The 13033-nt window shown below is 57.9% G+C and carries 10 protein-coding genes; 6 read left to right on the top strand and 4 right to left on the bottom strand.

All coding sequences use genetic code 11. The features are described 5' to 3' along the window. Nucleotides 1–6: 6 nt before the first annotated feature. Entirely contained in the window at nt 7–1206 is a 1200-nt protein-coding gene (locus tag C0039_RS09995) for an iron-containing alcohol dehydrogenase (protein WP_076001249.1), read from the top strand. A 186-nt stretch (nt 1207–1392) separates the two neighbouring features. After that, a complete protein-coding gene (locus C0039_RS10000; protein WP_101517978.1) occupies nt 1393–2661 on the top strand; it encodes a cytochrome P450 in 1269 nt (422 codons plus the stop codon). 135 nt (nt 2662–2796) lie between these two features. On the opposite strand, the gene C0039_RS10005 is transcribed toward C0039_RS10000, so the two are convergent. Together C0039_RS10005 and C0039_RS10010 are read right to left on the bottom strand one after the other, a co-directional pair. Further along, entirely contained in the window at nt 2797–4914 is a 2118-nt protein-coding gene (locus C0039_RS10005) for an oxidoreductase (protein ID WP_101517979.1), read from the bottom strand. Nucleotides 4915–5135: 221 nt separating this feature from the next. Next, nucleotides 5136–5999 (bottom strand): LLM class F420-dependent oxidoreductase, encoded by an 864-nt coding sequence (locus tag C0039_RS10010; protein ID WP_076001246.1) that lies wholly within the window; start codon nt 5997–5999, stop codon nt 5136–5138. Between C0039_RS10010 and C0039_RS10015 the strand changes: the two genes are divergently transcribed. From C0039_RS10015 to C0039_RS10025, 3 genes are all read left to right on the top strand, one after another. Then, nucleotides 5998–6204: a hypothetical protein gene (locus tag C0039_RS10015; RefSeq protein WP_076001245.1), complete on the top strand. Its 207-nt coding sequence runs from the start codon at nt 5998–6000 to the stop codon at nt 6202–6204. The genes C0039_RS10010 and C0039_RS10015 overlap by 2 nt on opposite strands. Nucleotides 6205–6388: 184 nt before the next feature. Beyond that, nucleotides 6389–8092, top strand: coding sequence for a class I adenylate-forming enzyme family protein (locus C0039_RS10020; protein WP_076001244.1), 1704 nt, complete (start codon nt 6389–6391; stop codon nt 8090–8092). Nucleotides 8093–8122: 30 nt separating this feature from the next. Then, a complete protein-coding gene (locus C0039_RS10025) occupies nt 8123–9733 on the top strand; it encodes an AMP-binding protein (RefSeq protein ID WP_076001243.1) in 1611 nt (536 codons plus the stop codon). Between the two features lie 225 nt (nt 9734–9958). On the opposite strand, the gene C0039_RS10030 is transcribed toward C0039_RS10025, so the two are convergent. Beyond that, nucleotides 9959–10366, bottom strand: a complete 408-nt coding sequence (locus tag C0039_RS10030) for a nuclear transport factor 2 family protein (protein ID WP_076001242.1) — start codon at nt 10364–10366, stop codon at nt 9959–9961. Nucleotides 10367–10557: 191 nt separating this feature from the next. Here C0039_RS10030 and C0039_RS10035 point away from each other — a divergent pair, with 191 nt between their 5' ends. Further along, nucleotides 10558–12117 (top strand): long-chain-fatty-acid--CoA ligase, encoded by a 1560-nt coding sequence (locus tag C0039_RS10035; protein ID WP_101518029.1) that lies wholly within the window; start codon nt 10558–10560, stop codon nt 12115–12117. Between the two features lie 33 nt (nt 12118–12150). Here C0039_RS10035 and C0039_RS10040 read toward each other — a convergent pair whose 3' ends face one another. Next, on the bottom strand, nt 12151–12885 hold the full coding sequence (locus C0039_RS10040; protein WP_076001241.1) for a DUF975 family protein: 735 nt from the start codon (nt 12883–12885) through the stop codon (nt 12151–12153). Between the last annotated feature and the right edge of the window lie 148 nt (nt 12886–13033).

Genomic DNA, 13033 nt, shown 5'->3' on the forward strand with positions numbered 1-13033 from the left:
TCAGTCATGTCCAATACAGGCTACTTTCAATACAACATGCGCACCGTGATCCACAGCGGCTATGGCGCTATCGTACGTATTCCAGCACTACTGCAGGGACTGGGTGCCCGCCGCGTACTGCTCATATCCGACCCGGGCCTGAAGGCCGTAGGCGTGGTAGACCGTGTGCTCGACTGCTTCGACAGTTGGCACTCGGGTAACATGCCGGTTATCGCCGGCGTCTATACAGACATTCCTCCGGACGCGCACAGTTCCGCGGTCAACCAGTGTGCGGCCTATGCTCGCGAGATTGCGGCAGATGCGATTCTCGCTGTGGGTGGCGGTTCGGTTATGGATGCGTCCAAGGCTGTTAAATACGCGCTGCACCATCAGTTACTGAACGTTGCCGAGGCACTGCAGAGCGGCATTCGGGTGGAGTCCTGGCCTGCTGCCCAGCACTCTGGCATACCCCACCTCACCGTGCCCACCACCGCCGGTACTGGCGCCGAGGGCAGCAACGGTTCGGTTATCTTTAACGACGAGGCAGGGATCAAGGGCGGCATCGTGGCGCCCTACCTGGACGCCGACATCGCCGTACTGGATGCACAGCTAACACTGGGGTTGCCCCCGGGCCTGACCGCGTCCACAGGCATGGATGCATTGACGCACGCGCTGGAGGGTATCGCCTCGCCCAACGCCAACCCTTTCACTGATGCACACTGCATGATTTCAGCACAGTTGATAGAGCGCTACCTGCCCAGGGCAGTGGCTGACGGCCAGGATGTGGAGGCAAGATCACAGATGCTCTCCGCCAGCTGCATGGCCGTGAACGGTTACCTGGCGGGGCTCAATGCGACGCCAGTGCATAACTGTGCACACGCGTTTGGCGCACTGTTTCACATCCCTCACGGTGATGCCAACGGCGTGTTCCTGCCCATTGTAATGGAGGCGCTACCCGAGCTGTACATTCCCCATGCGCAGCGCCTGGCCCAGGCCTTGAACATTCAGCAAAACGACAAGAACGGTGCTGAGCTACTGGAAGTAGTGATTACCAGAATTCGTGCCCTGCAGCAGGAGATTGGCTGCGCCACGGACCTGAAGCGCTGGGAGGTGAGCGCTGATCGGCTGGAGGAGATTGTGATGGCCGTGGCCACTGACCCGATAGCGGTGTTTTTCCCGATTCCACCGGAGAAGATCGCCGAGATCACCCTGAAGGCAATCGGTTAACTCGGCAAGCCGGGTGAATACTGTATAGCGGGCCTCAGGGCCCGCTTTTCTTACCCCCTTCCATCTCAGCAAGGCCGCTGCGGCCCTGCCTCTGTGCAGACCTTTCTGGCCATTACAAAGTACTTGTAACTAATACCTATTAGTCTATAGTTGGCGACATGCTCTCATTCGTCGGAGGAACCAGCTATGAGCCAATGCCCCTTTGCAAACTTCAAGAACCTGATCGACCCGGATACCTATGCCGAAGGCATGCCCTACGATGAACTGGCGAGAATCCGCAAGTCCGGGCCCATTCACTACATGGACGATCCCACCATGGGTGTGCCCTACTGGCTGGTAACGGGCAGGGAGGAGATCGACGCCATTTCGAAGAACCCGCAACTGTTCTCCAGCGAGGCACGCACCGCATTGGCCGATGAGCACAGCCCGGAGGATATCGAAAATATTCATCGTCACATGACTATCAACATGGATCCGCCACGGCAGTTAAAGTCACGTAAAATCGTACGCGCGACCTTTACACCCCGCGCGGTTGACTCTTACGAAGCCAGGTTCCGCGAGCACGCACGGAACATTGTCGACCAGGTGGCGTCGCGGGGCGAGTGCGAGTTTGTCGAAGAGGTCGCAGCTGAGCTACCCCTGTTGGCGATCCTGGAACTCTGTGGGATTCCGCCTGAAGATCGCAAGGACTTCTTTGAGTGGACCAACACCATGATGTTCAACCAGGACTCCGAGATGGCCGTCGATAAGCAGGCGGCAGAGATGGCTTCCTTCAAAGTGATCGAGTACGCGATGAAATTGGCGGCCGAACACAAGGAGAACCCCAAGGACGACATCATCGGCGCACTGTTGCGCGGCACTGAGCGCGCCGAGGGCCTGGACGAAGACGAGTTCGTCTGGTTTTTCCTGATGCTGATCGCCGCCGGTAACGAATCAACCCGTACTGTGACCAGTCACGGCATGCGCCTGCTGATCGAACACCCCGACCAGTTGGAATACCTGGTAGAGAATCCGGATAAAATCGCCAATGCCTGTGAGGAGATGCTGCGTTACAACACCGCCTTCATACTCATGCGTCGTACCGCCATGGAAGACACCGAGATCAATGGCAACCAGATTAAGAAAGGGGACAAGATCATCCTCCACTATCACACGGTGAATCACGACGAGGACATCTTCGGCGAAGATGCCATGGCCTTTGACGTGCGCCGGGCCGAGCGTATGCCCGATCTATACAATCAGCACCGCGCTTTCGGTATCGGCCAGCACTTCTGCCTGGGAACACACCTGGCAAGACTGGAGATGCGCGTTATGTTCGAGGAGATCATTCCCCGCATGCGCCACCCCAGGCTGGCGGGAAGCATCGAGTACACGCGCTCCAACCTGGTCAACGGCATCAAGCACATGCCAATCACCTTTGACCCCGAAGTTAAGTCGAGCACTGAAGCCGCCTGAGGCCCGAAACGGCGGTGACTCGTGAAAGTGCTCCGGACGGACGGAGCCTCTCTTACCCTGCCGGTAGCATGAACGACCCCGTCATTCCCGCGCAGTGCGGGATGACGGACGTCTGAACTTCATGACAATAACGAGCTAGAGTTTTACGGCAAGCTCTGCAGCGGACTCCATAGCACCCTCGATATAGCCGACTCCTGTGCAATCCCCGATGCTGTGCACAGTAAGGCCGGCCGCCTTGAGTTGATCTGCCAGTGCGGCGTCTCCTGTAGCGCCGCGCGCCACGATCACCTGCTCAGTGGCGATGGTCCGCTGCTGCCCGCGGAAGTTCGTATAGCTCACCGTAGCCTCCCCAATAGCAATGTCCTCTGCCTGGCGTATCAGGTTAACCCCCAGGTGCTTCAATTCGTCCAGCAGCCGCAAGCGGCGAACCAGGTAAAGCCCTCTACCCACGTCGGTGCCGCCGTCAATCACCGTTACCTGACGACCGCGTTCAGACAGGAATTCTGCCAACTCAAGACCGACCAGTTCGGAGCCGATAATGCAGACCTGTTTGGCCATCGGTAGCCACACCTTCGATGCCATGCGCACCAGACCGGGATGTCCGGTCACTCCCGTCATCGCACCGGCGCGCACCAGCGCTCTGGTCAGGGCATCCGTTTTATGCTCCAGACCGGGATAATCCTCCGCCATCACCAGGGCACGCATTTCGTCACCGCTGAACACAAAGTCCCGATCCGAGCCGGGTATAGGGGGGAGTTCACGCTTGGCGCCTGTCGCGACAATGACTTCATCGACATGCATTTGTTGCAGCCGCTGCGTATCGGCCCTGGTATTCAGGTGCACCTCAACTGCTGACGCCTTGATCTGTCGACGCAGCCAATGCAGCAGCCGCTCGTTCGGCTCATAGGCAATGCTGGCAAACTGCAGGGTGCCACCCAACCTGCTACCGGCCTCCAGCAAGCTCACCCGAAAGCCCCTGGCCGCAAGCCGCCTGGCGACTTCCATTCCGGCAGGCCCACCACCAATCACCGCTATATGCCGCGGCTTGTCAGTGGCAATCAGCGCCCGCTCTCGCTCAAAAGCGGTCTCCGGATTGACCGCACACTTCACTTTTTCCACCTTGTAAATCTGGCTCACGCAGCAATAGCAGTAAACGCAAGGGCGAATTTCTTCCGGCGTGCCGGCGGTGATCTTGTTGGGCAGGTCCGGGTCGGCAAGAATTTTTCGCCCCAGCCCGAGAAAGTCGAAGTGCCCCTTGCTGATGTGACGGTCGGCGGAGTCGGGTTCGATGCGGCCTGACGTAATCACAGGGATACTGACCGCCGCGCGGATGACGGTCGCGTCTGCCACCATACGTTCGGGAATGAAGGGAATATTTGACTCGGAGTGCAGGGCACCGCGGGAACCGTCGTGATAGGCTGACGCGGTAATGGCATCAACCCCCGCCGCTTCTGCCAGCCTTGCCGTGGCCACCGCATCGGTCAGTGTAATGCCTTCTTTCTTGCCGTATTCTCCGGCATCCAGCTTCACCCACAGGGGAAAATCAGCGCCCACCTTGTCGCGGATTGCAGCAATGATCTGCAGCAGTAGTCGCGCACGATTTTCCAGCGAGCCGCCGTATTCGTCATCGCGTTGATTCATTACCGGAGAGAGAAACCCGGATAATATATAGCCATGGCCGGCGTGAATCTCGGCGCCGTCAAATCCCGCGCTGCGCGCGCGCTCTGCCGCATCGGCAAACTGTGCTACCAGGGTTGCAATATCGTCCTGCGAAACCACGTGCAACTCCGGCCTGGGACCACCAGCGATAACCTGTAGCTCCTCGGTGAGCATGCCTTCTGCCATGTCGCTGTAAGCCGGAGGCACCGGGAGGGACGGAACCCACAGTGCACGCCCCTCCCGCGTATCCTGTACGGCGTTGATACCGCCGTGATGGAGTTGTGCTGCAATCTTCGCGCCATGCTTGTGGGCGGCCGCAGTGAGGGCTTTGAGGCCGGGCAGGAAGCGATCATCAGACAGGCCAATAGGGCCGGGTAATGGCGCGCCGTTGGGCCAGGCAACCGACGCGACACCGGTAATAATCAGCCCTGCTCCCCCCTGCGCGTGACGCTCATGGTAGGCGATGATGCGCTCTCCACAGGTGGCGTCGTACTCGCCAAGATTTACCCCCATAGCGGTAACGACCATGCGGTTCTTGAGTGTCATGGCGCCGATTCGGCCTTCGCTGGTCAGGTGCTTTAACGTCGCGGCCATAGAATTATCTCCTGTTATAGTTGGTTAGCTGCAGGCAGTGGCATCCTGACCGCGTTGTCAGTGTACTCGGCGGCGATGCGGGGGCAGCATTCAAGGCAGTGCACATCCCGCCTGCTGCGCGACACTTGCGTAACATTCTTTCCCTGCTCTGAAGGCTGCGGTAAAGCATACACGCCGTTCCGCCCTCCTCCCTCTACGATCAATATTCGACTGTACACGGATCAGCTCTTGAGTTGTGGGATAACGTCGGCGTACTGGTCTATCATCGGTAATACCGCGTCGGGCTTGTCCCAGAGATCCATAGCCACGCCTATGGTGGCTCGCTGCACGCCCATGTCGCGGTATTCCTTGAGCTTGTCCAGGTTGCTGGTATCCATGATCTGTATATTGATTTCGATCTCACTCGGGTCGCGGCCCGCCTCCTTGACCTCCTCGCGGAAGGCAGCCAGTGTCTCGGCAACGTCACCCATCGCCACATCAACGGGGTACCAGCCATCGGCCCAGGCCGCTGCATGCTTTCGACCCAGTGGCCCCATGGCGCCTAGAAAGACTTTGGGGCCGCCCTCCTGCAATGGCTTCGGGTCAGCCCAGACCGGGTCAAACTTGATGTACTCTCCCTGGTAACTGGCCTCATCGTCTCTCCACAAGGCCCGGGTGGCTGCCACCGTTTCGCGCAGAACCGCGTAGCGTTTGTTGAAAGGATACGGACTGATATTCTCATATTCCTCTTGATTCCAGCCCACCCCGGTGCCGATCATTACACGACCGTTGGAGAGCTGGTCCAGGGTGGCGATAGTCTTGGCCTGGGAAAAGATGTCTCGCTCCATCAGCAGGGCAATACCGGTACCCAGTCGCAGGGTCGTGGTTGCGTTGGCGGCGGTCATCAACGATAGATAGGGATCCATCATCAACCGATAGGGGTCCGGCATTTCACCGCCGGGCGGATAAGGTGTTTTACGCGAGCAGGGAATGTGACTGTGCTCACCGTACCAGAGTGATTCGAAGCCGCGGTCCTCAAGCAACTTCGCCAGTTCCGCCGGATGCGGATCATTGAGTGTATTCATAGAACTGAAGGCGAGGTGCATGGTGAAACTCTCCGTGTCTGTACCGGGTCTTTATTATGGCGCCGGCAAGCGTATCCTTGCACTGGCTGAGGGCAGCCATGATAGCGAACTGGCTGCTGTTACGCCCGCTGCGACACGGTTTGCGCGGGGTATATTCAGTTTCTGGTTTAACATTATGGGTAACAGGGACGAACCCGGTTCATTCCGCCGTTACAGATCTCCCTGAGCGCCAACTGCGGATTCTGCGGTCTTGAACCCTGTACTGCAAAACAGGTCAGTGAACGATAAAGATAGAGCTGGCAGTTCAATACCTTGTATCGACCCGCCCGCCTCGCTCGGAGCCGCTTCGCGACCCGATAAAGTCGGGTATATTGCGAGCATTAGTCGAACATCTCCCGGGAGTATCTGGTATGACCCTGAAAGGAAGTGACATTCGCGCCAAAAAAGCCGAGCTCACCGCGCCCGGCGCGTTTTTTGAAGTTGAGCAACTGGAAATAGATGGCAAGCAACTTACCGGCTTCAAACACGCGTCATTGACGACTGTTGAACTGCTGAATAATGCCCGCAATCACGGCGAACTGGAGTTCCTGGTCTATGAGGGCGAGCGCTATAGCTATGCGCGCCTGTTCACAGAGGTCGACGCGCTGGCGGCACAGCTGCAGGGAGACTTCGAGATAGAGAAAGGCGACCGCGTGGCCATCGCCATGCGCAACAACGTCGAATGGATGATTTCCTGCTGCGCGGCGATCCTGGTGGGCGCGGTGGTAGTACCTATCAACAGCTGGGGCAAAACAGAGGAGCTCGAATACGCCATCTCGGATTGTTCAGCCAGCCTGTTGATCTGTGATGAGGCCCGCTTCAGGCTGATTGAGGGCAGGCTGAACACGGAACAACTCCCCATTATTGTGGTGCCCACATCAGAGTCGTTTTCGCGGCCGGAGAACGTCGCCCTTTTCGACGACGTGATCAGCAGCGGACTGGAGCAAGGCTACGCGACTCCCGAGATCGACCCGGATGACAGCGCGTTCATACTCTACACCTCCGGCAGCACCGGCTTTCCCAAAGGCGTGCTACACAGACACCGCACTATCGGCCAGGCAATGATGAACATGATGTTCCTGGGATTGCTGGTTGCAGAATTCGAAGGTGGCCCACGAGAATACAGGGGTGGCGCGGAGCGGGAAACGCCGCTGCTTACCGTGCCGCTGTTCCACGCTACCGGCCTGATCAGCGGTCTGTTGATGCCGATACTGCTCGGGCAGAAAGTTGTCATGATGTACAAGTGGGACAGCGGCCAGGCGCTCAAGCTCATTGAGCAGGAGCGCGTCACCGGGTTGTCCTCCGTGCCTGCGATACTGCAGGACCTGCTCAACCACCCTGATTTCGACAGCTACGACACAAGCTCATTGATGCGCGTCAGCGCAGCAGGCGCTGCCACACCCGCCGGCCTGCCCGAACTGATTGAATCCAGAATCAAACTGCCCAGCCGCTCAGCGGGCTATGGCATGACTGAAACCATGGCGGTCTGCTCTACCATGAGCGGCGCCCTGTTTGATTTCAAACCTGACAGTGCCGGGGTGATCTCGCCGATTGTGGATGTACGCTTTATGCTCGCTGACGGCACCGAGTCGGCGCCCGGGGAACCGGGCGAGATACAGCTTCGTAGCATCTGTTGTACGCCCGGATACTGGGAAAAGCCCGAGGCCAACAGGGAGACGTTCACTGAGGATGGCTGGATGAAAACCGGGGACATCGGCCTGCTGGATGAGGACGGGTTCCTGCATATCACCGGGCGTATCAAGGAAATTGTCATCCGCGGCGGCGAAAACATCTACCCCGGGGAGATTGAACAGATCGCCTATGAGTTGCCGGAGGTTCGCGAAGTGGTGGTCTTTGGGGAACCCGACCAGAGCATGGGTGAAGAACTGGTCATGGTCATCTATGCCACCCCGGGTAGCGATCTTGGTGAGGCACAGCTGCGAGAGCACCTCAGCACCCGCCTCGCTGGCTACAAAGTCCCGCGCACCATCGCTTTCTGGGATCATCCGTTGCCGCGTAATGCGAGTGAAAAATTACATAAGCTCAAGGTCAAAGAAGCCTACCTCGAAACCTGACACCAGACCCGCCTTATCCGGAGAGAAGAGATGAAACTCGATTTGAGTAGCCCGGAAGATCGATTACTGGGCAAGATACTTGATCAGCAGGCCCTGCACTCTGGCAGCACCCGTTTTCTGGTAACAGATGATGTCACCATTACCTATGCCGAGGCGGCAGATCTCACTAACCGGCTCGCTTCCGGCCTCGCCGCCGCCGGCATAGGTCCGGGCGACCGGGTAGTCATCTTGCTGGGCAATTGCCCGGAGATGGTTCTCCTTACCCTGGCAGTAAACAAGCTGGGGGCGCTCTGGGTACCGATTAATACGGACTTTCGTGGCGACTGGCTGCTGGACTCGATCACTCGCAGCCGTCCCGCGATGATTGTTACCAACAGGCAACTTGCCCCCCGCCTGGCAGAATTGCAGGCAGAGCTGCCGGTTGCCACCCGGGTCATCGTTGGGGACGGGGCAGTCGAGGACGAGACGGCCCTGCGCTATGAATCGCTGCTGGAGCACCCGGCGCTGGAACCGGATTACGCTGCACAGGATTACGGCGACACGGTATCGATTATGTGGACCTCTGGAACCACCGGTAAATCCAAAGGGGTGATGCAGAGCCACAATAACTGGATTCGGGCGATCGTCGATGGCGCAGCACCTATGTATGACTCCCGGGAGGATGATGTCTGCTACTGCCCACTGCCCCTGTACAATTCCGGCGCATGGATAACCTGTGTCTACCGGGCGCTGATCGAAGGCATTCCACTGGTACTGGAAAACAAGTTCTCTGTATCCACGTTCTGGGAACGTATTAATCACTTTGGTGCGACGCAGATATTCGCTATCGGCGCCATGGGATCTTTCCTGATGAATGCACCCGAGTCTCCCCAGGACAGAAAAAACAGCCTGCGCACCGCCCTGATCGTACCCATGGCACCCGATCTCTGGGAGGCCTTCGAGCAGCGCTTCGGTGTTCGACTGCTCAGTGCAGGTATGGGCATGAGCGAATGTCTGCTGATTGCCAACCAACTTGACTGTCCCGCCGGCGTGCCATCCTACGCACTGGGCAGGCCGCCCAAGGACCTGGATCTGAAATTGTGTGACGATAATGGCGAGGAAGTGGCAGACGGTGAACCCGGCGAGATCTGCCTGCGCGCAAAGGCGCCGCATGTTCTGTTTGCAGGCTACTTTGACGCGCCGGAGGCGACCGCAGCTGCCTACCGCGGAGACTGGTTCCTGACCGGCGATATGGCGCGTCTTGACCCTGAGACGGGCGTTTATTTCTTCTCTGATCGCAAGAAGGACTCCGTACGCTTCGCCGGGCGCAACATCTCCTCGATGGAAGTGGAGAGCGTCGTGCGACGTCATCCGGAGGTTGCTGACGTGGCGGCCTATGGCATCCCCTGCGCAGAAATAGACAGCGAGGACGAGCTGAAACTCAGCGTGGTGCGCAAACCGGAAAGTAAACTGACTGCGGAAGCGCTTTGCGAGTTCATCAATAGCAATGCGCCCTACTTCTTCGTTCCCCGCTACCTGGATTTCGTCGACAGTCTGCCGTATACGCCAACGCAAAAAGTGCAGAAATACCTGCTACGGGAGCAAGGCAATACAGAGGACACCTGGGACTTGAAAGACTCGGGCTTCAACGTCAGGCGTTGAAACGACATTTCACGTGACCGCGCTATACAACGCTCATTAATGTGGTTATATTTCTCGCGCTCGCCCCCCTTGGGGAGGCGATACTACTTGCACGATATAACAAACTAACATTCGGAGTGTAGTAATGAGTCAGGTAATTTCTTTCAGCGCGGCCATGGCCGTATTGGCGATTTTTGTGGCCACCGGCCTCGGACCGATGGCAGGTTGATCGACTGCTGCGCGCCCTCAGGGGCGCGCGCCTCCACAGAGCACCTCGGTCACCACCTCCGTGTCGAGAAATTCCTTCAATTCCAGCAACTGAGACTGCCTCCAGGTAAACAGAAAGTGGTAGTGGTTACTGTATGTCAGACCGGAAACGTGACGCCCGGTGGAGGTGGCCTCTACCGCAACACGATCATCTTCCGCGGTCATATTGAGGATAGTGAAGGTCAAACCCTCGGGGAACGCATCCAACACCCCGGCCGCGAATTCACGTGTCTCCTCCTTGCTACGGGAACCTGAGATCAGCGTATTCCCCATGGTAATGACACGACCGTCATCGCAATACGTATCGGCGATGGCATCGGCATCCGCACGCTGAAGTGCGTCAAAAAAAACGCGGGTTCTACGCTTGTTTTCTTCAACCTGATTCATGCAGCGGTCCCTCTCCCAAATTTTTCTACCGGAAAAGTATAGCCAACCCGGAGGGAACACACATGCAATGGCGCTGGATTCCACCGGGAAAACGCCCGGGTGGTATAGAAAACAAGTCATCCGCAGTCCCCTTCTTCTCAATAAGAAAAAATGAAATACTGACGCACCTTGTCACTCACCCGAGCCAGCTTATGCAAAACAACATCGGTTTGTTACTGAGCAAGCGCGCAGCGATAACCCCAGACAACGAGGCTTTCGTCGAGTGGGAACGGCAAAGACGTTTCACATTCGCGGAACTGAACGAGCGCAGCAACCGTGTTGCCGACATACTGCTGGGCCGGGGCATCAACCCGGGCGACCGGGTAGCCACGCTACTTAAAAATGGTATCGAGTTTGTTGAGACCTACTTTGCAATTGCCAAAATAGGGGCCGTCATGGTGCCGATCAACTGGCGACTGGTTGCCGCTGAGGCAGGTTACATTCTCAAGGATTCAGGTGCCAGCGCCCTGGTGTTTGACGCCGCCTTCGACACGACTGTCGAAGCACTCCACGCAGGTTCGCGCGGTGAATTATCATGCAACTTCTGGCTCAGGGTTGGCGAGGGCGACGCCGCCTGCCCTGACATGTACAGCGACTACGACGGATTGCTTGCAGCCGCGCAGACCTCGGAGCCCGCTACTGGCGCAGCCGATGATGACAACCTCTTCATCATGTACACCTCTGGCACCACAGGTCACCCCAAGGGAGCCGTTCACAGCCATGACGGTATGCTGTGGTCCCAGTTTACGAGTATGGCTACTTCGGATATGCGCGGCGATGATCGCTTCCTGCTGCCCTTGCCCATGTTTCACGTGGGCTGCCTGAATCCTGTTTCACTGCTGGTCCACCGCGGCGCCACCGGGGTAATTATGCGTGAGCTGGACATGTCAGGAATGTTCCAATGCATTGAGGCTGAACGGGTGAGCATCTTTATGGCTGTACCAGCGGTACTGCAATTTATGCTGCAGGCGCCGGAGCGAACACGGTGCGACATCAGTTCCCTGCGCTGGATCGCCACCGGTGCCGCCCCCGTGCCGGTGTCCCTTCTCAACAGTTGGTCAGAACTGGGGATCAGCATTCACCAGGCTTACGGTCTCACCGAGTCCTGTGGGCCTGGCACCTTGCTACTGCCTGCTGACGCCGCCACCAGGGTGGGCTCCTGTGGGCGACCACAGATGCATACGCAGGCGAAGGTTGTCGATGCCCGGGGAGAATCGATCCCTATGGGCAGTAGTGAGGCAGGAGAATTGCTGCTAGGCGGCCGTCATATTATGAAGGAGTACTGGAACAATCCGCAGGCCAGCGCCGAGGCACTGCAAGACGGCTGGCTGCACACCGGGGACATTTGCACCTGGGACAGCGAAGGCTTCATTACTATCTGTGACCGCAAGAAGGACATGATCATATCCGGGGGGGAGAACATTTACCCGGCGGAACTGGAAAACGTACTGGCTGCCTGTCCAGAGGTACAGGAAGCGGCGGTAATCGGCATTTCTTCGTCAAAGTGGGGCGAAACCCCGCTAGCGCTGGTCGTGCCTGCACAGGGTTGCGCCCCTACCAGCGACAGCCTGAAGCGATGGTGCAAGGAGCACCTGGCTGGCTACAAAGTACCGCAACTCTATGAATTGGTGGATACCCTGCCCCGCAACCCCTCGGGTAAATTGCTCAAGCCGCAGTTGCGCGAGCAGTTTCCCGATGAGGCGCCATTCTAGGAGACAGCCACCGGCCCGTTCCCTGTGCGCTTGCTAGGCGCTGCCGACTACCTTCCGCAGCGTATCGGGTTCGAGTCCCGCCAGATTGCGGTACAGAATTCCGTAGGCAATAACCAGCATCGGTACGGTCCAGATCAATGGTATACCGAACAACAGACTGGACAGCGCCACCAGAATCATCGCGACAATATTAAAACCGAACACGGTGAACCAGCGATGCCCGATAATCTTGCGCGAGGTTTCCAGGGCTTCCCAGGGGCCGAGTTTCTTATCCACCGCCAGAGGCATCGCAATCTGGTAGCTGACCAGCAAATAGATGCCGGGTAATACCAATAGCAGAAAGCCGATGAACAGCATGACCGCCATCAACAGGTAGGTCAGTGCCAGCCTGCCAAAACTGTCGTACCAGCCGAGCACGCTGGTGGTAACAGGTGTTCGACCAAGCGCAATCGAGGTGGCCGCGAAGGCCACCCCCACGCCAACGGGCAATAGTGCCAGCGTGGTCACCAGGTTGGCCAACGACTGCATAGCGCTGGGCGGCTCTGTGCTGTTGGGGTCGGCGGGCCCAATACCGATAAGGTTGAAGATAAAAACTATTGCCAAAGCCAGGCCAATGTATAGTCCGACGGCTTTCCACACTGCCGCCTTGTTGCCGTTCACCCGGCTCCAGGCCTCACTTAGCCAATCCCCCAGGCTCAAGGTATAGTCGCCAGCCAATCCCTGCTGCACAGACCCCTGCTGCACGTCCTGTGTCATGTCGTCATTCATCTGGTGTTCCCCTCGGCTCAGCCTGTTGTTTCAAGTAATATAGCATCCCACGAGAAGATGAACCCTATTGGGGCAAAGAATGCCGGGGAATTGGGCGACCACGAGGCCGTGCAACTGACCCTGAGGCAGCCCCTCTAAACATTCACAG

This window comes from Pseudohalioglobus lutimaris, assembly GCF_002866825.1.
GTDB classification, from domain to species: domain Bacteria; phylum Pseudomonadota; class Gammaproteobacteria; order Pseudomonadales; family Halieaceae; genus Halioglobus; species Halioglobus lutimaris.

Bases quoted from the DNA above. Each gene is read 5' to 3' on its own strand.
- C0039_RS09995 (WP_076001249.1), top strand. From the start codon at position 7: ATGTCCAATACAGGCTACTTTCAATACAACATGCGCACCGTGATCCAC.
- C0039_RS10000 (WP_101517978.1), top strand. From the start codon at position 1,393: ATGAGCCAATGCCCCTTTGCAAACTTCAAGAACCTGATCGACCCGGAT.
- C0039_RS10005 (WP_101517979.1), bottom strand. From the start codon at position 4,914: ATGGCCGCGACGTTAAAGCACCTGACCAGCGAAGGCCGAATCGGCGCC.
- C0039_RS10015 (WP_076001245.1), top strand. From the start codon at position 5,998: ATGGTGAAACTCTCCGTGTCTGTACCGGGTCTTTATTATGGCGCCGGC.
- C0039_RS10010 (WP_076001246.1), bottom strand. From the start codon at position 5,999: ATGCACCTCGCCTTCAGTTCTATGAATACACTCAATGATCCGCATCCG.
- C0039_RS10020 (WP_076001244.1), top strand. From the start codon at position 6,389: ATGACCCTGAAAGGAAGTGACATTCGCGCCAAAAAAGCCGAGCTCACC.
- C0039_RS10025 (WP_076001243.1), top strand. From the start codon at position 8,123: ATGAAACTCGATTTGAGTAGCCCGGAAGATCGATTACTGGGCAAGATA.
- C0039_RS10030 (WP_076001242.1), bottom strand. From the start codon at position 10,366: ATGAATCAGGTTGAAGAAAACAAGCGTAGAACCCGCGTTTTTTTTGAC.
- C0039_RS10035 (WP_101518029.1), top strand. From the start codon at position 10,558: ATGCAAAACAACATCGGTTTGTTACTGAGCAAGCGCGCAGCGATAACC.
- C0039_RS10040 (WP_076001241.1), bottom strand. From the start codon at position 12,885: ATGAATGACGACATGACACAGGACGTGCAGCAGGGGTCTGTGCAGCAG.